This window comes from Enterococcus sp. JNUCC 77 (assembly GCF_054819945.1).
The window spans coordinates 761,479-785,626 of sequence record NZ_JBTHIG010000002.1 but is presented as its reverse complement, the minus strand read 5'-3'; the positions used below and the strand labels follow the sequence as shown (position 1 = coordinate 785,626).

Genomic DNA, 24,148 nt, shown 5'->3' with positions numbered 1-24,148 from the left:
AAAAACTTCTTAATCTGTCACCATTTCTCTCAAAAAAAATTACTTTTATAAAAGTAATCGCGATCAATCGAACTAATTGGAGATCATTGATAATGATTGATGAATATTTTTGTCGAAATCTTTTGTCACATCAGAATAATTTATATTTTCAGTGAAACTAATTAACTAACAAGAAGAGGGATGATTTTAATAATTCATCCCTCTTTTTTTGGTACTAAAAAAGCAATAATAAAAGCTAATAGCGTGTCATGACCATTTATCTAATCTGTTAAACTTCACTTTTTCAAGCTGAAATGATTAAAGAAGTATATTATTTCCCCCTTACTTCCCTTCGATCACTCAAAATAACCTTATGATGAACAAAAAAGAAACACCATCCATTATATGAACGGCATTTCTCCTTTTGTTTATTTCAAATTTTCTGCATTTTCAGTAATCACCTGTTGATACCAATCAAAAGATTTTTTTCGGGTACGAGCCAAACTTCCCCGACCTTCGTCATCCAAATCAACATGAATAAAGCCATAACGTTTGCTCATTTGTCCTGTTGTTGCACTTACCAGATCAATTGGTCCCCACATCAAATAGCCAAAACACGCTACTTGATCAAGTTCAACCGCTTTTTTTATCTCAGAAATATGATCCGATAAATAAGCAATTCGATAATCATCGACAATCTCTCCTGCTTGATTTACTTCATCCACTGCACCTAAACCATTCTCAGTAATAATGATTGGTAACCCATATTTACGATAAGTATAATTTAATAGATAACGAATACCTATTGGGTCAATGGTCCACCCCCACTTACTAGTTTTTAAGAATGGATTCTGTAAGCCTCCAAATAATGCACTCGAATTTGCGTCAGAACCTTCATACTCTGCCACCGAAGATGCATAATAGTTCATGCCAATAAAATCTAGACGACCGTGTTCAAATGCTTGAGAATCTTCAGGATTAATTGGCAATTCGATACCTAAATCTTGGTATTCATTTAGTTTATATTTAGGAAACTCTCCATTACACATGGCATCAATCTGATAAAAATCTCGATCCATCTGTTGAAAAGCATTTAGAACATTTTCTGGATTGCAATCAACTGGATAAACTGGCTCAATACCAAACACGCAGCCAATTTGATTATCAGGATTTATTTCATGGCCCATTTTTACAGCTAGACAACTGGCTAAAGTCATATTGTAACCAATCGTTGCTAACGTTTGTTTTTTATTTTCTATTTCAGAGTATTTTAGTCCGGCAATGATATAAGTAAATATGTCACTGGCCTCAGTTTGGGGATCAATATGGTTCATTTCATTAAAGGTCACCCAATATTTCACTTTATGATTTAGTGCTTGATAAACTGTTTCACAAAATTTCAAATAAAAATCAACTACTTTTCGATTCGCCCAAGAACCATATTGTTTAACTAAGTGAACCGGCATTTCAAAGTGATACAAAGTAACAATCGGTTCTATATTGTGTTTTAATAATTCATCCACAACATCTTGGTAATATTTTAGACCCGCTTGATTTGGTTGCTCTTCATCCCCCTTGGGATAGATTCTGGACCAATCAATTGAGATTCTCAAAGCCTTAAAACCCATTTCTGCAAACAAAGCAATATCTTCTCGATATCGATGGTAAAAATCAATTCCTTGATGAGATGGATACCGTTTATTAGGATTTATTTCAGAATCAATTTCTCTTGGCTGCTGATAAGAACCAATTGTCACTAAATCCATGATTCCCGTTCCTTTTCCATCTGCTTGAAAAGCACCTTCACATTGATGAGCGGCAATACTACCGCCCCATAAAAAATTACTATCTAATTTCATCTACTTTCCTCGACTTCTATTCAAAAATAATATTCATTGATAAATCACTGTCACAAACCGTTCGATTGGTTTCTGGAATAACGTCTAAATAATCATTAGTATTCGTCACTACCACAATTGTCGTAGTGTCATACCCTGCTTCTTTTATACTTTTAAAATCAACAGTACCTATTTTTTGACCGACTTTTACTTGATCACCAGCTTTGACATCAATAACAAAACCCATGCCGTCCAATTCAACAGTATCAATTCCAATATGAATCAATACTTCTTCATTATTTTTCCCTTTAATACCCACAGCATGTTTTGTCGGAAAAACAACAGTAACCTCTCCATCGACTGGAGAAAAAATGTCATCAGCTTCAGGAATTATGCCCACACCTTTACCTAATGCACCTGATGAAAAAGCCTGATCACTTACTTCAGAAAGTTGTACCAATTGACCTTTCACTACACTTTTCAAAGAAATTGTACGTAAGTTAATTTTACCCTCTGATTCTTGATTGCTTTTAGCATTTTCTTCTTGGGAATCATCTTCTTCAGCAGGAACACCTAATAGAAAAGCTGCCACTGCTGCACCTACAAAACTGATTATTACTGAAGCGACCATGAACCATAAATTGCTAAAATCACCTTCACCAATATAAGAAGGAAGACCAAATAGTCCCCAAGCAACAGAATAAGCTTTCACACCGGTAATTCCTGCAAATAAACCGCCTAATCCCCCACCAATAATAACTGCTATAAATGGTCGACGGTATTTTACAAAAACTCCGTAAATAGCTGGTTCAGTGATTCCTAAAATTGCTGATAATGTAACCGTCCCGAATAATTGTTTTTGCTTATTATTTCGTGTTCTTAAGAAATAGCCCAGCATCGCACCACCTACTGCAATATCTGATATTGTACATGCGGTAATAAAAGCTGGGTCAAAACCATTGGCAGCAATTAACGAAGCCACCACCGGCATGATGAAATTACCAGCACCCAACATAATTAAGAAAGGTTGTAAGGCCGCATAAAGCATCATTACAAACCACGCACCTACCGTATCCAATAGCCAAGTAAAAATACCAATAATGCCTTCACCTAAATAAAAACCAATTGGTCCAAAAACCAGCAAAGTCGCTGGTAACATGATTAACATCACTAATAACGGTGTTAAAAACAATTGTAAAGAATTTGGCACAATTCTTTTGATAAATTTTGTGACGTATCCCATCACCCAAACAGCCAGCAAAATCGGTACAAAACTATTTGAATAAGTAATCTCTGGTAAAGGAATGCCGAACATTGTTAAACCAGAAACGCCATTGATTGAATCTGATAAAATGGTAACTGCTAAAGCAACGGCTAAATAAGGATTTGCACCTAACCGTTTAGCACAACTCATAGCCATAAAAATTGGCAAGAAATAAAAGACCGCACTTCTTAATGTATCTAAAATGATATAAGTTGAGCTCTCAGGCGAAATCAATCCCGTTAACGATAAAATGGATAGAACTGCCGCTAAAAGACCCGCACAAATTATTGGCTCTAAAATCGGTGTCATTGATTCTGATACAACATCTAAAGCCGCTTTAACAACATTTTTCTTGGCCTTTGGTTGCTGGGTTGGCGCATCGTCATTGATCCCTAGCATGGTCGTTAATTCTTTATGGACTTCACTAACATGCGTACCAACAATTATTTGATAGGCTACTTGATTACTGACTACATCAATTACTCCGTCTAAAGCTTTTAGTCCCTCTGTATCCGCTTTAGAACGATCTTTCAAGGTAAACCGTAGCCTTGTCATACAGTGAACTACCGCTTGAATATTTTCTTTTCCACCGACTAATTCGATAATCTCTTGATTAAAATTTTGATATTTCATCTTTTTACTTCCTCTCAGTTACACGATTAATATGAATCATTAAATAAGTGTATTCATCTGGTGTCAGATACTGATTGAACCTGCCCTTTACGTAAATATCAATTTTTTCAGTTGCTAGATAAGCCTCAGGATAAAGCATTCTTACTTGTTCATACAAAGAAGAACTTTCTTGATCATAGACTTCTTGTTTTCTTAATCGTTCGATAAAATATTGCAGATGGGTAACCAAGCGCATATAATTCATTGACGACTCATCTAATGAAATCTGAAAATGATATTTTATGATATTTAAAATGTCTCGCAAAATTTCCATACTTTCGACAGTTTCAGCTAGTAATGACTGACTTTCATTAATGTTTACAAAATGTAAGGCGATCGAAACGGCTTCCTCATCTGGAAAATCAATTTGAAAAGTTTTTCTCATTAATGCAACAGCATAAGTACCAATCTCATAAAACTTCGGATAAAATTTCTGAACCTCCCAAGTTAACGGACTCAAAATGAATTGACCTTTCTTTCCACGTCTCAATGCAAAAGTAAGATGATCTAATAGCGCCAAATATAAATAATCATTCGCTTTTTGTTGATTGACTGATTCTCCATACGCCACGATATCGTTTAAAAGATAAATCATTTTTTCATCAGAATGGGTGAGCAAATAGCTAAAGTGCTCTAAGCGATCTTTGGAGTCTAAAACATAAGTCTTCTCTATTTCAGAATCATTAATTCGTTGGCCAACTTTTTTTTTAAATGAAACTCCTGGAGAATAAACAATGGACTCATGTCCGCCTTTTTCGATAATTGCTATGTTATTATTTAAGATTTTTACTACTTTCATCATTTACCCCTTTCCAGAAAAAAAACTCAGATTACAGACTAAACAAACCGAAATTTTTCGGTGTATTTAGTGCATAATCTGAGTTCTGCCTGCATTACCAGTCACATCACTCTAAAAATGACTACTTTGTCATTCCTAGCTTTTTTTCTTACTTACAAAAAAAGAATAGCATCAAACCCTGATATTTGTCAACGCTTTCTTTTTCTTATTTTTGTTTTTTTGATCACCTTTCATAAATATCACTAGAATGTCTACATCTTTTTCTGTGTTAGACAATCCTTCTAGATCAATAATAGCCAGTAATGTGCTCTCATCAATACTGGCTCTTCTTGAAAGTGAATCTGGAATGATCTTCTTGCAAGCTCAACTACTTTCAGATTATATAAAATCTCTTCACCGACTATTTCAGTTAACCCCTTTAACCAAAGCTACTAAAAAAGCCGAGTTTCCTCGACTAATAAATTATCTATTTCAATGAATTCACCTATTCTTTTATTAATTGATAACCTTTACCGTGAACGGTTTTTAGTTTGTCGCTGGCAAAACCAGCATGATCCATCTTATCTCGTAGTTTTCGGATTAAAGTAGATATTTGGCATTTAATTGAAGTGGTCAGCACTTCTTTGTCCCAGACAAGTCGACATAATTCTTCTTGTGAAAGCGGTCGACCATCTGCCTTGATTAATTCTTGGAGTACACGAAATTCCCTTTTTGTCAGAACCAATTTTTCTAATAAAGATTCTTGACGGAACGCTTCTTTTGGGATCTCTTCTTCGAGGCAGAGTGTCTCGCGGATATTTTCCAAAGAAGCTGTGGGAGATAAATAAGTTGCCCCAGTCAGGACTTCACTATCGCCTTGATTGTTTTCGCTTAAATGAATAATGATTATATTTTTTTGATTGATATTTTTGACGATTTTCACTCTTAATAGACATACCAATACTTGGCTATAATTTTCTTCACTGTCGTCATTTCTTGATGATTTTTTTTCATGGCTTGCTGGACTGTTTCATTTACCAGACCTACTTCAGAGGCTGATAATTCAGTCGGACTAAAGCTGGTCTGAATGACAAGTCTTAATATTTCGGTGAATTTCCCCTCAGAAATCATTGGAAAAAGCTCGTGCATTTGTTTAGAAAAATCTGCTTCATTCCCAGTGAGGGGTATTTTTTTAGCATATCTAACAGCTGACAACATATTTTGGAAAGCCTGATCTGCTCTCTGTTGATTTTTTTCAGCATTTTTTTTATTGTATCTATGGCGCAACCAAAACGATACTATTACCAAACTGATTGCTAAAAAGATTGTTACCAATACAACACCGAAACGACTAAGAAAAGTAGTTTGTCTAGTAGAAGTATTGGTTACATTGGTCGTATTTTCTTGATTCGTTAGACTCGCTTGATTAGTGGCATCAGGTGTTACTTCCACCGGTAACCAGCCAGAATTTTCCTGATACAATTCCACCCACGCATGAGCATCACCATCCTTGACAGTTGCCACGTATTGACCATTTTCTTGTTCTTCAAAACTTGAAACGGGTACTTTGTAACCCGTCGTATAACGGGCCGGCTGATCAAATAATCGGTACATAATTACCGCTGCTGTCGCAAAATGTTGGCAATAGCCTTGCCTCGTATCAAATAAAAACCCCTCTGCAATATCTTCTCCAAAAGGCATTACACCAGGTGTAAGAGAATAACTCGCTCGAGAATGGAGCTGATCAATAATAAAAGCAGTGATTTCGCTTCTTTCAGTTAAGTTTTGGCTAGCAACAAGTTCTGCTATTCGCGGCACTTCTTCAGTAGAGATTTTCGTATATTCCGATTGGACATAGCGGCTATAAAGATTCTCAACTCGATCAAACCAATCAATCTGATTTGGATCAGCTTGATTCAAAGCCGTCAGATAATCTGTTTGGCTGAGTAATCGATACCTGGCATTGTCTGCTGTACCATAATTATTTAAGGAATAATAAGGTTGATAATAAGATTGTAAATTTTGATTCAACTTTTCTAATTGTAGATCATAACTGCTATTTCTAGCTGCTTGATTGGCTGAGTAATCCCAGTCATTCCCATAATCCAATAAATAGGTATAGCGGCCATCAAAATAATTCCCGTTCGCGTAATAATTTGTCCCCCAGCCATTGCGTTCATAAGCGGTGGTTAATTCATCAAAAAAAGGCTGCTCATTTAATTCCGACCATTGATCACCTTGATAATCGCTCCAAGCTTGATCCTTTAAATATAGATCCTCGGTCGGTAATTGACTGACCGTCACTCTGAATTCTTCTTGATCAGAAGGATAATTATTGCCGCGATTGATCCGACCATTGATTGATTCCTGATTAATATTTAATAACTGCAATGAAAGATCTCTAACTCGCGTTTCCAATTGGATCGGAATCTCCAGTAAACGACTCATTTGCGGTTGAAGTAGCAGATAAAAAGCCAAAAACACACTACTAAATAACAGGCTAATAATAATCGTTGTCTTGCCGATAATATTGGTTTTTCGTTGAAATGCTTTGATATTATTTTTATTTCCTGCTAAATTACTGCCGGTTAATACATAATTAGTGACGATAATAAAAAACAACAATCCATACCAAAAACCTGTAGTCTCGATACCAATATAAGGAGATACAAATAAGACCACGGCTGCTAAAATGGTAAAAATAAAGCGTTGTCGCAAAACGACCACCATTAAATAAATCAAGCTTACAACGAATACAAATAACAAACTTACCGATAAGGTCGTCGGACTATTTAAGCTCGTTCCAGTAATGAGCCCGCTAAATTGACGATAAATGGGTAAAAAAAGGATGCCATAAGTCGCAAAAAAAGCTATAACAGCCAAATCATAACCTTTTTTTTGACTGAAAAAGCGTAACAACAAAAGCAGACTAAAAATGACACCGATGGTTATGACTAACCAGTTCTGATAATTGGTAACTTGTTTCAATAACAAACTTTTTAAAATTTCAAAACCAAATAAACTGCCCGCAAAAAAATTTAACCAGAAAATCACTAAAAAGCTAAGATTCTTTTTTGGCTTTCCACTAATCGTATATTGTTGCTGAAAGGCAATGCCATTTTCCGATTCTTTTGCTTTAAATAACCTCATAGGTAAATCACCTGCTGTGGAAGTTTTTGCTGATAATCTTCGCTGAATGTGGTCAATAATTTTTGATTCACATACAACTCCCCCTTCAAGTTCAATGAAAGATTATTACTACCATAAGCATGTGGCGTAGTTGTTTGCTCGACCTTTTTTTCAATCGACAATTGATTAATGATTTCGGTCATCAAACGCTGATAAGATTGAGGATTATTGACAGTGATTGGTGAAATCGGCAACAGTCCATTAATTAAATGAACTTCCTGAGAAATTCCTTGAACCATCAACTGATTCACTAAACTAGCCGTCAAAGTTAAAAAGCGATCAACATCTGCTAGTTTTTGTTGGTCTTCTAATAATAAATCCAGCCACAAAACAACCTGCCGATTTTCTTCTAAAGAATAAACTTTAGTCATTAATTCTCCGGTACGTGCCGAAAGCTTCCAATGAATATTTTTCGGATGGTCTCCCACCTGATAAACATCAACGGAAAAAATATCTGGACCGTCATTTCCACGAATTTCAGCAAGTGGTTGGTTATCTGAAGTTGTATTTGTTGCACTTTGATAAACAATTGTCATCTCTAAAGGGCGCGGGAAAACTTTTTGTACACTGCCGATTTGTACACTACGGCGATGACTGAATAATTTTAAATAATCATAAAAAACAATTCCTTCGACAGCCACAGCAATTTCACCGCTGTATTCAGAAGTTAGACGCAAACTTAAAATCGTCTCGGATCGTCCATCGACGTAACCAGACAGCTCAGATTGGGTCACTTTTTTTTCTGGATCTTTGGTATTTCCAGCTGTCACCAAGATTTTAAAATTTGGCACCGGCCAAAACTGATGATTCTTTACAATAAAAGCTGTCTCACCAGCAGTTCCTTGAAATACTTTTTGCGTCTGATTTTCAATTTTTATATCTAACCGATTGCCAATCCACCAAACTTGTAGAAAAGAAAAAAGAAAAAATAGCAATAATACTAAAGAAAAAATCATCAATAAGTTTGAATAGTAACGTCCGGCGAAATAGAAGCTGGCAATTGTCACTAACAAATAAAATATTTTTCGCATTAAATCCTCCTCAATACCGGTTTATCGACTTGAGCAACGATTTTTTGCAACACTGCTTTTTTTGTTAGACCATCAGCTTGTGCTTTGGGACTTAAGACGATTCGATGGGCGATCGCCGCTTCAAAATAATCCGCCACATCAGCGGGCTGAACAAATTGATTCCCTTTTAACCATGCCATTGCTCGGGCATATTTGACTAATGCTAAGACTCCTCGCGGGCTAGCGCCTATTTCAATCTCATTACTTTGGCGTGTTTCACGAACTAATTTGACTAAATATTGATAAATGGCATCATGAATATAAATTTGATTGACTTCGGCTTGTATTTCTAATAATTCATCTTTGGTGACAAGGTTCCTTAAACTATCTGTACGGCGACCATTGGCAACTTGCTTCGCTAAAATAATTTCATCGGCCTCACTGGGATAACCCATTGATAATGAAACTAAAAAACGATCCATTTGAGCCGGCGGCAATAATTGCGTTCCGACAGTCCCTTGCGGATTTTGAGTCGCAATTACAAAAAATGGCTGCGGTAACTTTCTAGTCTCTCCGTCAACTGTCACTTGTTTTTCTTCCATTACTTCTAATAAAGCTGATTGGGTCTTCGGTGATGTTCGATTGATTTCATCGGCTAATAATAAATCGCAGAAAACAGCTCCCTCTTGAAAAACAAAACGATCCTGATCTTTTTGATAAATCGAAAAACCTGTTAAATCCGATGGTAAAACATCTGGTGTAAACTGCACGCGATTATTCTTCAACGCAAAAACTTTCGACAAGGCCGTCGCCAAAGTCGTCTTTCCTACCCCCGGTATATCTTCCAACAAAATATGTCCATCGGCTAAAAATGCCGCCACAACTGACATAATTAAATTTTCTTTCCCCAAAATAACCGTATTTAACTTTTTCATCAAACGCCAAATCTTTTCTTGATTATTCATAGAATGCTCCTCGCTGTTTGATAGACCTTAGTTTAGACCTTCGAGTGGAGTTTAAGTCAATCTTTTAAGCCAAAAAAAGCGATTTTAGGAAAAAATTTTGATTTATTTAAAATTTTATTTGACAGAGACGTTATATAGTTTTATAGTTAATTACACAAGTAACTAACCAAACAACTGAGGTGAACATTTTGGAATTTAATTACACCGATGCAAAACCTTTGTTTCAGCAAGTAGCCGATCAGATCTCTGAAGGGATTTTAAATGGTGATTTTATTGAAGGGGAACAAATACCTTCCACCACAGAAATTTCTAAGAGTTATCAAATCAACCCTGCCACAGTTTTAAAAGGCATGAATTTACTGGTTGAAACAAATTTAATCGAAAAGAAAAGAGGTATTGGCATGTTTGTACTAGCTGGGGCACAAGAAAAAATCCGCGCCAATCGCAGAGAAGAATTTTTATCGAAAGAAGTTGCTAACTTAGTCGAAGAAGCAAAAAAAATCGGCATCAGCCAAGAACAGCTGCAAGCCTTAATTGAAAGAGGGTATCAAAAATGAGTTTAGTGATTAATGGGGTAACTAAAATTTATAAAGAAAAAAATGCTTTAGATGATATTCAATTAACTTTTGAAAAAGAAAAAATTTATGGTCTATTAGGACGAAATGGTGCTGGTAAAAGTACTTTACTAAATATTATCAGCAATCGCGCTTTTCCTAGTCGGGGATCGGTCAATCTAGATGGTGAAAAAGTGACTGATAACGAACATGCCCTAGACAACATTTATTTAATGAGTGAAGACAATCTCTTCCCTTCACCTTTGAAAGTCAAAGATGTCTTTAAATTAAGTGAAGGATTTTATGGCAACTTCGACTGGGATTTAGCCAATCATATGATCAAAGCTTTCGATTTAGACCCGAAATTAAAAATGCGCAAACTATCAACTGGTTACCGTAGCATCGCAAAATTGATTACAGCTTTATCAGTTCCTTGTGATTATATTTTTCTGGACGAGCCTGTTTTAGGTTTAGATGCCAATCACCGAGAATTGTTTTATCAGTTTTTATTAGAAACTTACGAAGAACGTCCACGAACTTTTGTATTATCTACTCACTTAATCGAAGAAATCGCTAATTTGTTAGAAGAAGTGATCTTTATTGATCATGGAAAATTGATCAAACAAGCAACGGTCGAGGATATTTTAGGTGAGGGAAAAACTTTAACTGGACCGAAGGATTTGGTTTTAGCTGCGACTGAAAATTTACATGTTTTAAATATTGATTTATTAGGTAACCAAGCAACAGCTTTTGTGACTGGTGATTTACCTGCCCAATTACCCGGAGAAATTCGCTTAGGACCGATGAATTTACAAAGCTACTTTGTGCAATTAACAAAAAGAAATGGGGAAGCAAAATGAAACTGACAACAGCCTTAGGATATAGATTAAAATATATAGCCATTTCCGGTGGGATTTACTTTGGATTTTTCGTGGCTTTTGCCATTATTTTTCCACTACTGGGAGTTATAGCGATAGGTGGTAGTCACGAACAAGTCTACTCGGATCTTCTATTCAGTCCGTTAATTTATGGTTTCATTATGGCTTTTATTGGGGTAAATTCTGATTTCAAATTATTTATTCAAAATGGTGTCTCTCGTCGTACAATTTTTATCACCAATATTATTTCTAATTTACTACAATCTTTTGGATTAGCAGCAATCTGTTTACTACTTAAAAAAGTGGTTGATTCACTACCAATGTTTGAGAATTTTACTTTAAGTACCTTCTTCTTGGATTTTTATTCTGATGGAAATTTATTAAAAACTTTGTTTATTTTCACTTGGATCCTGTTCTTTGGTACATGTATTGCTTTATTAGCTGGTACCTTTAATGATCGGGTCCAAGGAATGAAAAAAATTGTCATTATTTTATTATTGATTATGATTCCTACTGGTTTGTTAACTTTGTTTCCGATTGCTACTGGCACGACCCTTAGTCCTTGGGTAGCAACATTTATGAAACTTACTATAGGCTTGCAAAATAGTCGTTTCCATCTATTGCCAATGAGTATTTCACTTTTAGTTGGTATGGTGATTTGCTTAGGTATTACCTATTTATTAAATGTTCGTCGGGAAGTTCGACGTTTGAATGCATAGAAAAACACGGTGATCGCTAGTTGATCACCGTGTTTCTTTTAGTCTTTTTTAGGCAAATACTTCAACCACAAAGTATCTCCCGAGAGAACTTCGGCTGATTTTAATTGAAAGCCGACAGGTAAATTTGTCGGATTATTATCCTTCTCCTACTCCATACCTTAATGAAAGACATTAAGCCACTTAATTTTTTATAATATAATGGGTATATAGGTTATCACAAAGGAGACTCTGCTATGTATTATCCAATCCAAATTCCCTATATCCTTGATTTATCTTTTCAAAAGCATATTAAATACAGTGAAACTGTCATTGATGAATTATCCGATTTTATTATTTGTTATTGGGATATGATTTCCCTTACTGATGAAGCACTTTATTTAGAAAATATCATCATTTTAGACGGATGTATTGATTTAGTTGTAGATTTTGAAGCAAAAGTAATTGGGTTCTCCGGTATGACTAGCACGGACTTTCATTTCCCCATCCATCTACCAGCTAAGTTTATGGGGTTACGTCTAATGCCCAATGCTTTCCACCAACTTACTGGTCGAAAACCACAAGATGCTTTAGATAAACTTTTGTCTATAGCTGAAATATATACTGATTTTGATTGTGACTTATTTTTTAGTTTGTCCTTTGAAGAAGCCAGAGAATACTTAATAGGATTCATTTCGAATAAAATGGATGGTTTTGTACCTGATACTTATTCAAAGTTATTCAGTAAGTTTAGTCAGGACCCACCTTCTTCAGTAAGTGAAGTTTGTCAGATTTTGAATCTTAGTCAAAGCCAATGTCAAAGGAACTTCATTAAACATTATGGCTTGACCCCCAAAGTTGTTCTTTCAATTTTAAGATTTCAAAAAGCCATTACTATTTTAACTTCTACAAAATCAAGACCAAGTGACGTTTTAGAGTTTGTTAGATATTATGATCAATCGCATTTTATCAATGATTTTAAACGAAACATTGGGTTAACACCACTTGAGCTTATTTCTCGTTACCAATAAAGTGGAATTTTTGACTATTTTTTCCAATACGGCAAATTATTTTCTTGATAAACTATCCTTAAATAGAGGAGGAGTATATGATGATGAAAAGCATGTCACCCAATTTAATGGTAGAAAGCGTTGAAGAAACTATCAGCTTTTATGAAGAAAAATTAGGTTTTATTATGGTTGCTTCTGTTCCAAGTGAGCAAGGCGGCTTGCAATTTGGTATTCTTGTAAAGGATGATCTAACCCTAATGGTTCAAGAAAAGAATAATTTCATTAGTGAGTATCCGGCGTTGGAAACGGACAAAGTTAAACCGTCCATTAGTCTTTATATCCAAACTGACGATTTGGATTCCTTGTACGATAATTTAAAAGCAGTTCATACGATTAACACTGAAATGCACACGACATTCTATGGAACCAAAGAGTTTGCAATACTAGATAATTCTGGCTACGTTTTAACTTTTACTGAAGAAAAGAAGTAAATTCACAATTGAATACTAAAATGACGTTCACAAAACTGAGCGTCATTTTTAGTATTTACAAGTTTCTGTTCTGATATTTTGGTATAAGCTGAGTATGGCATCCAACACTTCACTAGTTTAGTTCGGTTTATGATGTAAGAATGGGCTAGAAGTAGCAGTTGATAAACTATATTAAGATTTTACAGATGCATTTTAAAGGTAATTATCAAAGAACTATAGTCTCTACCACGGGTCATTCTTGGTGGATAGTTAAAGATATCATTTCTCGAACAACAACTAAAAATATGCACAGTAATGTGAGGTTTGATCATCTTAATCTTCCCCTCTATGTTACTATTTAATATTTTGATCAAAAAACTGGGTGATTTTTTCAAAAGGAATTATCTCTAGTTGATCATACAGATCGGTATGACTCGCGCCTGGAATCACCATTAATTCTTTGTTGTCGCCAGTAAGACTTTTATAAGCATCTTCACTAAAATATAGCGAATGGGCTTTTTCCCCGTGAACCAGTAAAACAGCATTGCGAATCTCATGAATATACTGTAATAAAGGCATATTCATAAATGATAAAGCCGAAGTGACATTCCAACCGTTATTTGAATTTAACGAACGCTGATGATAGCCGCGGTCGGTTTTATAATAGTCAAAATAATCCTTCACAAAATAAGGCGCATCTTCCGGTAATGGATCCACTACACCACCAGCCAAAGCATACTCACCCTTTTTGTAATCTTCAATTCTTTGGGCGTTTAAATTTTGACGGGCTTGATAACGGGCTTCTTGGTCCATCGCATCAAAATAACCATTGGCATTAACCCGTGACATATCATACATAGTGACCGCTACTGTCGCCTTGATTCTTGTATCGATCCCCGCCGCATTCAACGCCATACCGCCCCAACCACAAATTCCGATAATCCCAATTTTTTCTGGATCAACATTGTCTTGAACCGATAAAAAATCCACCGCCGCTTGAAAATCTTCCGTATTAATATCGGGTGACGCCACATATCTCGGTGTCCCGCCACTTTCACCAGTAAAAGACGGATCAAAAGCGATAGTCAAATAGCCATTTTCTGCCATTTTTTGGGCATATAAACCAGAAGATTGTTCCTTGACTGCGCCAAATGGTCCACTAACTGCAATCGCCGGAAGCTTGCCAGAAATATTTTTTGGCTCAAACAAATCCGCTGCTAAAGTAATGCCATAACGAGTGTGAAAGGTGACTTTACGATGATTCACCAGTTGACTTTGCGGGAAAACTTTATCCCATTCTATTGTTAAATTTAATTTTTCTTCCATGATGATGACCTCTTTTCTTTGATAAATGCAGTCTAAAGCTTCACCTTGACTTTAAGTCAAGAAAAATATTTTCCTGCTGGTTACATTTAGTATAGAAGCCCGCCATTCGATTAGCTAATACTTATAAAGAACACACTGTTATGCCTGTTGGTTATGATAAAAACGAAAAAAGATCAGACAGTCTGACTTTTTTTATATACACTTATTTTCCTTAAGAAGCGGTGCCTTCTGCTTTCCAACCTTCTGTAATCAACCAAGATTTTCCATCGATGCTCAACGTATAATGATCCGATCCCACATCTTGGGATTCGGATTAAACACGCGCTAGATTGGAATTTCTATGTCTTCTCAAGCGTAGAATGCCATCCATTCTTTTTCACAGCCAGCGTTTGCGATATTTTCATATTTACTAGCATCTAGCATGTAGAAATGTTCGTCGAACTTTTGGTTGTAAAGACGGTGGACAGGTCTCCCCACTCCATTGCTCGCCTGTAATCTCCACCGAATCAGTAACGACTAAACTAATTTCAGACAATAAAAGCTAGAAGCCTTGATAAATGGCTTCTAACTTTAGATTTTTATTTTTTCCTACTAAATCAATTAAAATAGAAAATTATTCATGAAAAATCGATTTATTTATAACGTTCCATTACACCTTTTTCTTGTAACTGTTTATCGTAATTTTTTGCTGGAGCAATCAGCCAATTAATAATGGCACATAAGATAATCCCCCATCCGGCAATGATAAATAATTTTTCTACACCGATGCGATCGGCTACTGGACAGGCGAAAATTAGACCGACTGATGCTAGTAAACTTAATAATGCCATGACTACACCCATGATTCTTCCTAGCTGCTGGATTGGAAAAGTTTGCTGGATCATTGCCATTAATATGGTGTCAAAAAATGGTGCAGCTATCCCGGTAAAGGCGCTAAAAATGATAAACCAGATTAATCCAGTATTATTTGCAGGTAAAAGACCACTTGCTGCTAACGTGATTCCGATGACTAGATAAGCAATGATTAAAGGCTTCATACGGTCTTTTCAGTTTCCAAAGACACCAATAATTGATCCACCTACCAACATTCCGATCGAGTAAATAATTTGGACAAATCCTGCGTTGCTGACAGTTCCTTCAAAATAACCAATCGTCATTAAAGGATACATACTGGCGGCTGGCATAATAAAGATGGAGGATATGGCGCCAATCAGCACGGTAATCCACAAACCTTTTTTACTGCGCAGGTCTCTGATCCCTTGTTTTGTATCTTCAAGTGCCAGTGTATTGCCGGAATGCGTTGCAGTTTTCGGTATTTTTACAAAAAGTAACAACACTAGACCTAAGAATGCTCCTAAAACGTCTAAAAGCAACAATAAATGCAACGGCATAAGGGCAAAAAGAAACGCGCCAATTCCTGGAGCAATGATTTTATTGGCGGATTGCACCATGCCTAGTTGTCCATTGACTTTAGTTAATTCTTCTCTTGGCGCAATCGTTGGCAAAATCGATAGGATCGTCGGTGTCTGGAATGTTTGCGTCACCGCGCGAACAAATAAAGAGACATAAATCAGCCAAAATGGGAAAGTTCCGGTAACTATTCCGGTGACAGATAGAATAATCGCAAATAAAGCCGCAATCAAATCTGGCACAACCAACAGTCCTTTTTTGTTCAAGCGATCCACATACGGACCGACGAATGGGCTTAATACAACCATCGGCAGCATCCCTAATAATGTCGCAAAACTCAGCATCGTTGCGGATTTCGTTTGTTCAGTCAGATACCAGATGATGGCATACTGAACAGTCATACTGGTGATTCCTGTTAAAAATTGACTCATTAAAAATAATTGAACATTGACGTGCCACTGGCGTTTTGCATTACTTTGTTTCAAAGTAAAACCTCCTGAAATTTAAAATCGGATTCGCCTTCAGGCAATGGTTTATTTATGGATGTCTACTGAACGTCGTCAAATAAAAGCACACAAAAAGCTAGGATTTCTCCTAGCCCTCAATAGTATGATTCAACTGACACTCGTTATAAGCAAGTTCATATGAATGATGATTGAGAATGTAAGAATATCTATAGACACGCCAAATAAACAATTGCTTATCGGCTATTAAATTCATCTAGATAGACATTGTTACGCTCAAAAATACAACCCCGTTCATCAAATAAACTTTGCTTCACTCTTAAATTCTTCTCGATAACTATATTATACTCTCTTTCCCAGTGTCAACGTGGGTTATTTGGACTCGCTGTTTACTAGCTAGACCAAAAAACAGACGGAAAATCCGTCTGCTACTTTTTATAATTCAGTTCCTTGACTAGCAATCACATTTTTATACCAGTAGAAAGAATCTTTTTTGATACGGGCACATTCCTTTTCGTCGTCATCTGTGCGATCGACATAAATCAAGCCATAGCGTTTTTTGTAGCCGTTACTTGTAGACAGTAAATCTAAAGCTGACCAAGGCATGTAGCCGATCACTTCAACACCAAGATCCATCGCTCGCTTGGTGGCTTTAATATGCTCCCGTAAATAATCAATTCGATAATCATCGTGAATTTTGCCATCAGGCGTTAATTCATCGTAAGCACCTAAGCCATTTTCAGTAATCATAAATGGAATCTTATAGCGAGTATACAAATCACGATAAACATATTCCAAACCAATCGGATCGATTGCCCAATCCCAGTCTGTTGTTTTTAATTCAGGGTTTGAACACATTTGATAAAATCCAGGATGGGTTTCAAAACCAGACATATCACCTTTTTTACCAGTTAAATTATATCCGGACCAGCGTCGCTCAGCCCCTTCTGGACAAGCATGAGCACAATTGCTGTCATAATAATTAATAGCGAAGAAATCTGACAAGTTTTCAGCGAATAATTTTTCATCGTCAGCAGCCATTTCTGGTGCCAAGTCATTTTGTTTCAAATAAGTTAAAGCTGCGACATTATAGTAACCCTTGAAATAAACATCCAAGTAGTAGCTGTTTCTTAAATCATTGGCATTTAAAGCCGCAATTTGATCTTCTGGTTTACAAGTTCTGGCATAAATCGGTGAATAACCTAAAGCCGGACCTGCTAAACCACCTACTTCATGAACATACTTCACAGCAATAGCTTGCGCCAAGTTCATATGATGATTGATTTGATAGCGCAACTGATTATTGTCTTGATATTCTGGCAGAATATAACATTTTTGCGTCCAATATTGCACGATAATACTTTGCTCATTAATGGTAATCCAATATTTCACATCATCTTTAAATTCATTAATAATATATTTTGCAAAGACCGCAAAATCATCTACCACTTCCCGAGATAACCAGCCGCCATATTTTTCTACCAAAGGCCAAGGCAAATCATAATGATACAAAGTTGGGATTGGTTCGATATCGTTGGCTTTCAATTCATTGATTAAATCTCGATAAAATTGAACCCCCTCTTGATTGACTTCACCATCTCCATTTGGAAAAATTCGTGACCAAGCAATCGAAAAACGGTAACTAGTGAAGCCCATTTCTTTAAACAAGGCGATATCTTCCTTATATTTGTGGTAATGATCGCTGGCTACACTGGCATCAGCAAAACCAAATTTTTCGTGTCGCTCTTGGTTGATCACATCTTGTTGTGAAACGCCTTTGCCATCGATAGCAGCGGCCCCTTCTACTTGATAGGCGCTAGTTGAAGCCCCCCATAGGAAATCTTTTGGAAATTCTTTTTGCATGTTGTTTCGCTCCTCATCTTTTTATTTAAATTAAGGATGAGTCAATAACGGACTACATCAATTTACCTTGATTAAAAAACTACTCATCTAAATGACTCGTATCAGCTAACTTTTCTAATGTATATTTTCCAGCTTGATACTTCAAAGTGGTAATACTACAATTGCCGATATCTTCACCTTGATATTGTCCTGGGACGATTTCTTCTAACAATATTGGAATCATGCCACCGGAAGAAACGATTAATACGTTGCCGCCATCTTTTTTCTCTGTTTGCTTAATAACTTTTTTCATACCTGCCAGTCCACGTTTTTGGACAGTGGCAAAGTTTTCTGCCGTACCAGTTTCATCTGCTGCGGCAATCGCATCGACAACGCCTGCCTCTCCACCTAACGCTTCTACCAATGCTGAATAATCTGACCAATCATCCTTATAGGCAAGTCCATGAGGTGCCATGATTGTATTCCACATAACTTCATTGGTTTGACCTTCAAAGCCACCAAAGTTTTTTTCGCGGAAGCCATTGTTTTCAGTTAATGTTGGTGTTTTTTTATTGTTTTCAGCTAAAATTAATTGCGCAGTGCTCCTTTGTCGTCCTAAATCGCTAGAATAAGCACCGGAAAATTTAACATCAGCCAAAGATCCACCTACCAATTTTGCTTGATCAATCCCTACATCTGTCAATGGGGTGTCAGCAAAACCTTGCACTTGGCCGGTTGTGTTAAACCAAGTTTTTCCATGGCGGACTAAATAAATCGTGATTGGTTTTTCTTGATTATCGGTATTTCCTTTGGCTTCAGCATTATTTACTCCACCAAAAAAGCTAAAACTAACTGCTACGATAGCTAATAAAGCCAGTCTAAATTTTTTCACAGTCAAAACTCCTTCTAATTTGTATCTGAAAAATTTTTAAATATTTATGAGGTGAGAAACGGAGGATTCTCACCTCGTATCAGTTAGTTTGCTTCAAGCTTATTGGTTATCAACTCGAAAAACTCGACCAAATCTTTTGTTAAACTTACTTCACTTGAAATTGTCATTAAATGATCCTGCGCATGAGTAAACAATAAACAGGGCTCATAGCTTTTACCGGCTGCTTCATTTTGAATGACTGCAGTTTGGGATTTGTGAGCCAAAACAATATTGTCTTTGGCAGCTTTTAAAGCTTCTTTTGCTGCCACAAAATCATTTTCTTTCGCCAATTTGATGGCTTCCTGGGCTTTCGTTCGACCATTACCAGCGTGTAAAATAATTTGCATCGCTACTGGGATTAATTCGTTTTCTGTCATTTCTTTTTCTTCCATCATAATTTACACCTCATTTATTGTGGACTAACAGAGGCAGCAGGCATTGCTGGCGCTTCTTCTGTTTGAATTTCATCAGCTAAAAGTTCTCTTTCATACACTTTAAAGAATGGATACCAAGTAATTAGATACATCGCGAACAATAAGATATACCAAAGAACTGCTCGGAAATCTTGTAAAATCATGACACTAGAAATCGGTGCCGGAATCTGAGCTACTTGCATCAATTGTTCTGGAATATTCAGTAAACCACCACGCATCGCAAACCAAACGACGCAACTACCTGTAATGGAATTAATCCACATTGGCATCATTAAGATTGGGTTCATCACCACCGGCGTACTAAAGACAATTGGTTCATTAATATTAAAAATCGAAGGGGCGATACAAATTCGACCTAACGTTTTTAATTTTTTTGATTTTGAGAAACACATTAATAAATTTAAGGCCAATGTCGCACCTGTACCGCCCATCATAATTAAACCTAAGCTATAAACAGTTTCATTGGTAACAATATTCATAGCCGCATTGCCTTGATCCACTGCTAAAGCGTTGGCAGCAATTCCGGCAATAAAAATCGGATTTTGAATCGCTGACCACAACCAAGTCGAAATTCCCATTGAATAGAAGAAAGCGGGAATTAATACTAACAAGATTAAACCTGGTAATGATTGACCGAAACTTTGAATCGGTTCAAAAAGATTTAAAATAATGTCAAAGATATCTAATTTGAAACTAAAGATTAAGGTTGACCACAATGCCAAACTCAAGAAGATTGGAATAATATTGTGAATCCACTCAATGACAAAATCTGGCATTTCACTGTTTTTCAATAAATTCAGTTTCGAATATAAATGGAAAATAATACTGACGACACCACCGACAATGACACCAATTAAAATCCCAGTCGGTCCAACGCGTCCCATATCATAAAAGCCTTCTTCAGCACCCACCGGATGTAGCGTCATCATTAACGAACAAATTGCAACGATTCCTGCGGTAATGGCATACTTAGGATGTTTTAACTTTTCCATATATTGATTGGCTACCATGAAAGAGGCGATCAAACCGATCATTCCAAAAGAATAATTAGAAATATTTCCTAGGTCTGGTAACTGTGGAATATACGAACGAAAAACATTATAGAAAAATACAATCGAACCAGTCATGATAAAAGGAATTAACTTTTGCATCGCACTGGACAATCCAGCTACTGCAGGTTTTTGAGTTAGAATCTTGGCTTTAGGTGCAAAGGAATTCGCTAGCCAATCCATAAACTTTTTCATGTTTGTGCCTCCTTATGCTTCTAATTTAGCTAAAGCAAAATCTAATAACCCATCGCCATCTAACATGCCGTAAATATCTTGCGGAATCACATCGACTGTGACATTAAAAGGTTTTGCTTGTTCCGTCATTTCCTCTTTAAAAGAAGCGTAATGTGGACCTAATAATAAAATATCGATGCTATCAAGATATTGACTAATCTCGCTTTCACTGCGGGCTTCAATAGAACCACCGATGCCACGTTTTTTCGCTGCCTTTCTAGTTTTTTGAGCTAAAAAGCCACTCGACATTCCTGCGCCACAACATAACATAATATTAACCGTTTTCATTTTGCTGTCCTCCAGTATCTTTTTTATTTAACTCGTTGTTCTTTACACTTCGTATTATGGCTGATTTGCACTTACACCCTCAACTAAACAATTGCACACCCCCGTGCAAAAAAATATATCATCTGGTTTTAATCCACGTTATAATATTTATAAAGTGTTGTAAGGAGGCCACCTATGAAAGCCAAACAAGCACAATTAATTGATTATCTTTTACAACAACAGCACCCAACTTCGGCCCGTATTTTGGCTGAAAAAATTGGTGTGTCCGTCAGAACAATTAAAAATTATATCTATGAAATCAATCAATCATCTGGAAATCCCGTTATTTTATCCTCACAATTAGGCTATCAAATCGAACATCAAGCGGGACAAAAAATCTTGAGTCAGACACCGCAAAAAGAAGCCCTCCCACAAAATTTTAAAGAGCGCTCTTTTTATTTGATTAAAAAAAGTCTGATTGAAAATCGCCAATTGAATATTTTTGACTTAAGTGAGGAATTATTTGTCAGCTACGCTACTTTGAAAACTGACGTCGCTAAAATGAACCAGTCCTTTGCCAAATACCACGTCAAATTCATGATTAAAAATGACACTTTACAGATCATCGGTGAGGAGAAAGACAAACGTCAATTGCTTTCCTACGTTATTTTCGAGGAAGTCCCCCATCAATTCATCAATCAAGAAATTTTAGCAGAGAACTTTAACCAAAATGACGTAACCAAGCTGGCGAATATTATTACTGAAACTTTGCAAGCGACTAAATACCGCCTTAATGATTTTTCATTTATTAATTTGATGTTGCATCTACTGATTTTACTGGAGTCAGTTCGTAATGATCATTCTCTCATCAGTCGTAATTGGTTTAGTTCTTGGCTGAGAGAAGACAAAGCCAAACTAGTGACGCAAATGATTCATGCGATTGAAAAAGATTTTGATCTAGTCTTGAACCATCATGAAAAAGAAGAAATTCATATGATTTTCCAAGCCAATGTCAACTATATTCCTTCCAATAATCTGGATGAATTGGAGCAGATTGTCGGTGCTGATATTATGACAGCGGTGCAAAATATCGTCAGTGACACCTGCCAGACTTTTGGTGTCAATTTAACTAGTGAATCTTTCTTAGTGCCTTTTTCGTTGCATATTAGCGGACTTTTTTCCCGAGCAAAGCAAGCAACCTCTTTAAAAAACCCAATGTTGCCTTCCATGAAAAAAGATTTTCCGATTGTTTATGATATCGCAGTCTTTATTGCTTTACGTCTAAATCATTATTTATCGATTGATGTGGCTGAAGATGAAGCGGCTTATATTGCGCTCCATGTGGGTTCTGAATTAGAACAACAGAAAAAAGATCTCTTTAAAATTTCGACGGTTTTACTATGCCCACAATATATGAACTTAGATGAAAAATTATATGAGCAACTGCACCAGCAATTTGGCAATGATTTAAAGATTGAAGCGGTGATATCCGATTATAATCAATTAAAAACACCTGATATTGAGTTATTGATTACGACCTTACCGGTACCTGCCAGCTCAAGTTTTCAAACCATTCAAATTTCGCCTATTTTCACTGAAGAGCAGCGCTTGTTACTTCTATCTAAAGTTGGGCAAATACGATTACATAGAAAACATCGTATTTTAGCCAAGAATTTCGATGATTATTTTGATCCACAATTCTTTACCTGTCAAAAAAATGAAACCAATCAAATGACCGTCTTGAAGAAAATTTGTCAGCAATTAGAAAGTGCAGAAATTGTTTCAGAAGATTTTTATACCCATGTTTTAGAACGAGAATTGGCTTCTTCCACAGCTTTTGAAGCAGTGGCGATACCCCATTCCGTCTATATGGAAGCTGAAAAAACGACAATTTCGATTTTTATTGCCAAAGATGGGATTCAATGGGGAACAAAAAAAGTTCAATTGGTTTTATTGGCAGCCATTAATGAAGTTGACCGACGGTATTTTACCGAAATTTACGAAGCCTTGATATCGGTTTTTGATTCTGCGGGTATCTATCAAGAAATCAAAGAAGTCAAAGATTTTGAGAGTTTCCGTAAATTAATTTTAGCCAAAATTTAAAAAGCAGCAGTGACGGAAAATTTCACGTCGCTGCTGCTTTTTTATGCGATTTTTTTAATAATCGAAAGTAAAGTTGCTACATCCTCTGGTCGAGTATCGCCAGTTGTTCCGTCAATGATCGAGCTATATACGTGAGGAATGATTTTCTTCACACCAGCATCTAAAGCAATTTGTAGGATTTCTTCAAAGTTTTCTAGATCAATCCCGCCAGTTGGTTCTAAATAGAAATCATACTTGCCACAAGCTTCAGCCACTGCCTTGAATTCATCTTTATGAGCTAAGCCTTTCATTGGAAAATATTTTACCGAGCTACCGCCCATATCTTGTAATAATTTAATGGCTGTTTCGATTGGCACGATTGCTTCTGGCGCTTTTGAGCTTAACGGGCCAGTCGCAATATTTACAAAACCAACTTTTCCGGTTGGAGAAACCAAACCATTTATAACTGTTTCATTTTGATTTAATAATGCTCGTGAAGCACCAACGCCAGTAAATATTTGATTCACATGTTGCGGTTGTAAAACTCCAGATAAGCGGGTTACCATTTGACTTTGGTTTGGATCACCCGCACCAAGTCCCACCGATAAAGCATTTTCTGTCGCTGCTTGATATTTTTTCATGTCTTCAATGGCCGCTTCGTCGCTGGCATAATTTTTTGACAATACACCTAAAACTACATAACCTTCAGCAGCTTCATAACAATCTTTTGCATTTTCAACTGAATTTGCTAAAACATTTAAGCAAACCCGTTCTTGATAATATTTTGGACTTAATGACATAATTAAA

Annotated in this window: 21 protein-coding genes and 1 pseudogene; 6 read left to right on the top strand and 16 right to left on the bottom strand. The window is 36.3% G+C overall.

Features of this window, described 5'->3' with window-relative positions; translation table 11 throughout:
- Window positions 1-407: 407 nt before the first annotated feature.
- From ACVWNY_RS16870 to ACVWNY_RS16840, 7 genes are all read right to left on the bottom strand, one after another.
- Window positions 408-1,838, bottom strand: a complete 1,431-nt coding sequence (locus ACVWNY_RS16870) for a family 1 glycosylhydrolase (protein ID WP_454072024.1) — start codon at window positions 1,836-1,838, stop codon at window positions 408-410.
- 16 nt (window positions 1,839-1,854) lie between these two features.
- A complete protein-coding gene (locus ACVWNY_RS16865; RefSeq protein WP_454072023.1) occupies window positions 1,855-3,714 on the bottom strand; it encodes a beta-glucoside-specific PTS transporter subunit IIABC in 1,860 nt (619 codons plus the stop codon).
- A 4-nt stretch (window positions 3,715-3,718) separates the two neighbouring features.
- Window positions 3,719-4,552: a PRD domain-containing protein gene (locus ACVWNY_RS16860; RefSeq protein WP_438720692.1), complete on the bottom strand. Its 834-nt coding sequence runs from the start codon at window positions 4,550-4,552 to the stop codon at window positions 3,719-3,721.
- A gap of 484 nt (window positions 4,553-5,036) precedes the next feature.
- Window positions 5,037-5,474 carry a helix-turn-helix domain-containing protein gene (locus ACVWNY_RS16855; RefSeq protein WP_454072022.1) on the bottom strand — a complete coding sequence of 146 codons (438 nt, stop codon included), beginning with the start codon at window positions 5,472-5,474 and terminating at the stop codon, window positions 5,037-5,039.
- 2 nt (window positions 5,475-5,476) lie between these two features.
- Entirely contained in the window at window positions 5,477-7,681 is a 2,205-nt protein-coding gene (locus tag ACVWNY_RS16850) for a transglutaminaseTgpA domain-containing protein (RefSeq protein ID WP_218325748.1), read from the bottom strand.
- Window positions 7,678-8,751 (bottom strand): DUF58 domain-containing protein, encoded by a 1,074-nt coding sequence (locus tag ACVWNY_RS16845; RefSeq protein WP_454072021.1) that lies wholly within the window; start codon window positions 8,749-8,751, stop codon window positions 7,678-7,680. Before ACVWNY_RS16845 ends, ACVWNY_RS16850 begins: the two co-directional genes overlap by 4 nt.
- Entirely contained in the window at window positions 8,751-9,695 is a 945-nt protein-coding gene (locus tag ACVWNY_RS16840; RefSeq protein WP_454072020.1) for an AAA family ATPase, read from the bottom strand. Before ACVWNY_RS16840 ends, ACVWNY_RS16845 begins: the two co-directional genes overlap by 1 nt.
- 188 nt (window positions 9,696-9,883) lie before the next feature.
- Here ACVWNY_RS16840 and ACVWNY_RS16835 point away from each other — a divergent pair, with 188 nt between their 5' ends.
- The 5 genes from ACVWNY_RS16835 (at window position 9,884) to ACVWNY_RS16815 (ending at window position 13,323) form a co-directional block, all read left to right on the top strand.
- Window positions 9,884-10,252 (top strand): GntR family transcriptional regulator, encoded by a 369-nt coding sequence (locus tag ACVWNY_RS16835; RefSeq protein WP_218325745.1) that lies wholly within the window; start codon window positions 9,884-9,886, stop codon window positions 10,250-10,252.
- Window positions 10,249-11,109: an ATP-binding cassette domain-containing protein gene (locus ACVWNY_RS16830; protein ID WP_218325744.1), complete on the top strand. Its 861-nt coding sequence runs from the start codon at window positions 10,249-10,251 to the stop codon at window positions 11,107-11,109. Before ACVWNY_RS16835 ends, ACVWNY_RS16830 begins: the two co-directional genes overlap by 4 nt.
- Window positions 11,106-11,846 carry a hypothetical protein gene (locus ACVWNY_RS16825; protein WP_454072019.1) on the top strand — a complete coding sequence of 247 codons (741 nt, stop codon included), beginning with the start codon at window positions 11,106-11,108 and terminating at the stop codon, window positions 11,844-11,846. The genes ACVWNY_RS16830 and ACVWNY_RS16825 overlap by 4 nt, the downstream gene beginning before the upstream one ends.
- A 233-nt stretch (window positions 11,847-12,079) precedes the next feature.
- The gene (locus tag ACVWNY_RS16820; RefSeq protein WP_454072018.1) at window positions 12,080-12,853 is read left to right on the top strand and encodes a helix-turn-helix domain-containing protein; all 774 of its coding nucleotides are present in this window, start codon (window positions 12,080-12,082) and stop codon (window positions 12,851-12,853) included.
- 77 nt (window positions 12,854-12,930) lie between these two features.
- Window positions 12,931-13,323, top strand: coding sequence for a VOC family protein (locus ACVWNY_RS16815; RefSeq protein WP_461211751.1), 393 nt, complete (start codon window positions 12,931-12,933; stop codon window positions 13,321-13,323).
- Between the two features lie 333 nt (window positions 13,324-13,656).
- On the opposite strand, the gene ACVWNY_RS16810 is transcribed toward ACVWNY_RS16815, so the two are convergent.
- The 8 genes and pseudogenes from ACVWNY_RS16810 to ACVWNY_RS16775 all read right to left on the bottom strand — a co-directional run bounded on the left by ACVWNY_RS16810 (window position 13,657) and on the right by ACVWNY_RS16775 (window position 21,280).
- Window positions 13,657-14,628 carry an alpha/beta hydrolase gene (locus tag ACVWNY_RS16810; protein WP_454072017.1) on the bottom strand — a complete coding sequence of 324 codons (972 nt, stop codon included), beginning with the start codon at window positions 14,626-14,628 and terminating at the stop codon, window positions 13,657-13,659.
- A 348-nt stretch (window positions 14,629-14,976) separates the two neighbouring features.
- Window positions 14,977-15,135 carry a hypothetical protein gene (locus ACVWNY_RS16805; RefSeq protein ID WP_425514609.1) on the bottom strand — a complete coding sequence of 53 codons (159 nt, stop codon included), beginning with the start codon at window positions 15,133-15,135 and terminating at the stop codon, window positions 14,977-14,979.
- Between the two features lie 125 nt (window positions 15,136-15,260).
- Window positions 15,261-16,469, bottom strand: a pseudogene (locus ACVWNY_RS16800) (MFS transporter).
- Window positions 16,470-16,937: 468 nt separating this feature from the next.
- Window positions 16,938-18,365, bottom strand: coding sequence for a glycoside hydrolase family 1 protein (locus tag ACVWNY_RS16795; RefSeq protein ID WP_218325739.1), 1,428 nt, complete (start codon window positions 18,363-18,365; stop codon window positions 16,938-16,940).
- A gap of 79 nt (window positions 18,366-18,444) precedes the next feature.
- Window positions 18,445-19,236: a histidine phosphatase family protein gene (locus ACVWNY_RS16790; RefSeq protein ID WP_454072015.1), complete on the bottom strand. Its 792-nt coding sequence runs from the start codon at window positions 19,234-19,236 to the stop codon at window positions 18,445-18,447.
- A gap of 83 nt (window positions 19,237-19,319) precedes the next feature.
- Window positions 19,320-19,667: a PTS sugar transporter subunit IIA gene (locus tag ACVWNY_RS16785; protein ID WP_218326151.1), complete on the bottom strand. Its 348-nt coding sequence runs from the start codon at window positions 19,665-19,667 to the stop codon at window positions 19,320-19,322.
- Window positions 19,668-19,684: 17 nt separating this feature from the next.
- On the bottom strand, window positions 19,685-20,953 hold the full coding sequence (locus ACVWNY_RS16780; RefSeq protein WP_218325737.1) for a PTS sugar transporter subunit IIC: 1,269 nt from the start codon (window positions 20,951-20,953) through the stop codon (window positions 19,685-19,687).
- Between the two features lie 12 nt (window positions 20,954-20,965).
- A complete protein-coding gene (locus tag ACVWNY_RS16775; protein ID WP_218325736.1) occupies window positions 20,966-21,280 on the bottom strand; it encodes a PTS sugar transporter subunit IIB in 315 nt (104 codons plus the stop codon).
- 174 nt (window positions 21,281-21,454) lie between these two features.
- On the opposite strand from ACVWNY_RS16775, the gene ACVWNY_RS16770 reads away from it, so the two are divergent.
- On the top strand, window positions 21,455-23,362 hold the full coding sequence (locus tag ACVWNY_RS16770; RefSeq protein WP_218325735.1) for a BglG family transcription antiterminator: 1,908 nt from the start codon (window positions 21,455-21,457) through the stop codon (window positions 23,360-23,362).
- A gap of 41 nt (window positions 23,363-23,403) precedes the next feature.
- Here the strand turns inward: ACVWNY_RS16770 and dagF are convergent, their stop codons facing one another.
- Entirely contained in the window at window positions 23,404-24,141 is a 738-nt protein-coding gene (dagF, locus tag ACVWNY_RS16765; protein WP_218325734.1) for a 2-dehydro-3-deoxy-phosphogluconate aldolase, read from the bottom strand.
- Window positions 24,142-24,148: the final 7 nt, after the last annotated feature.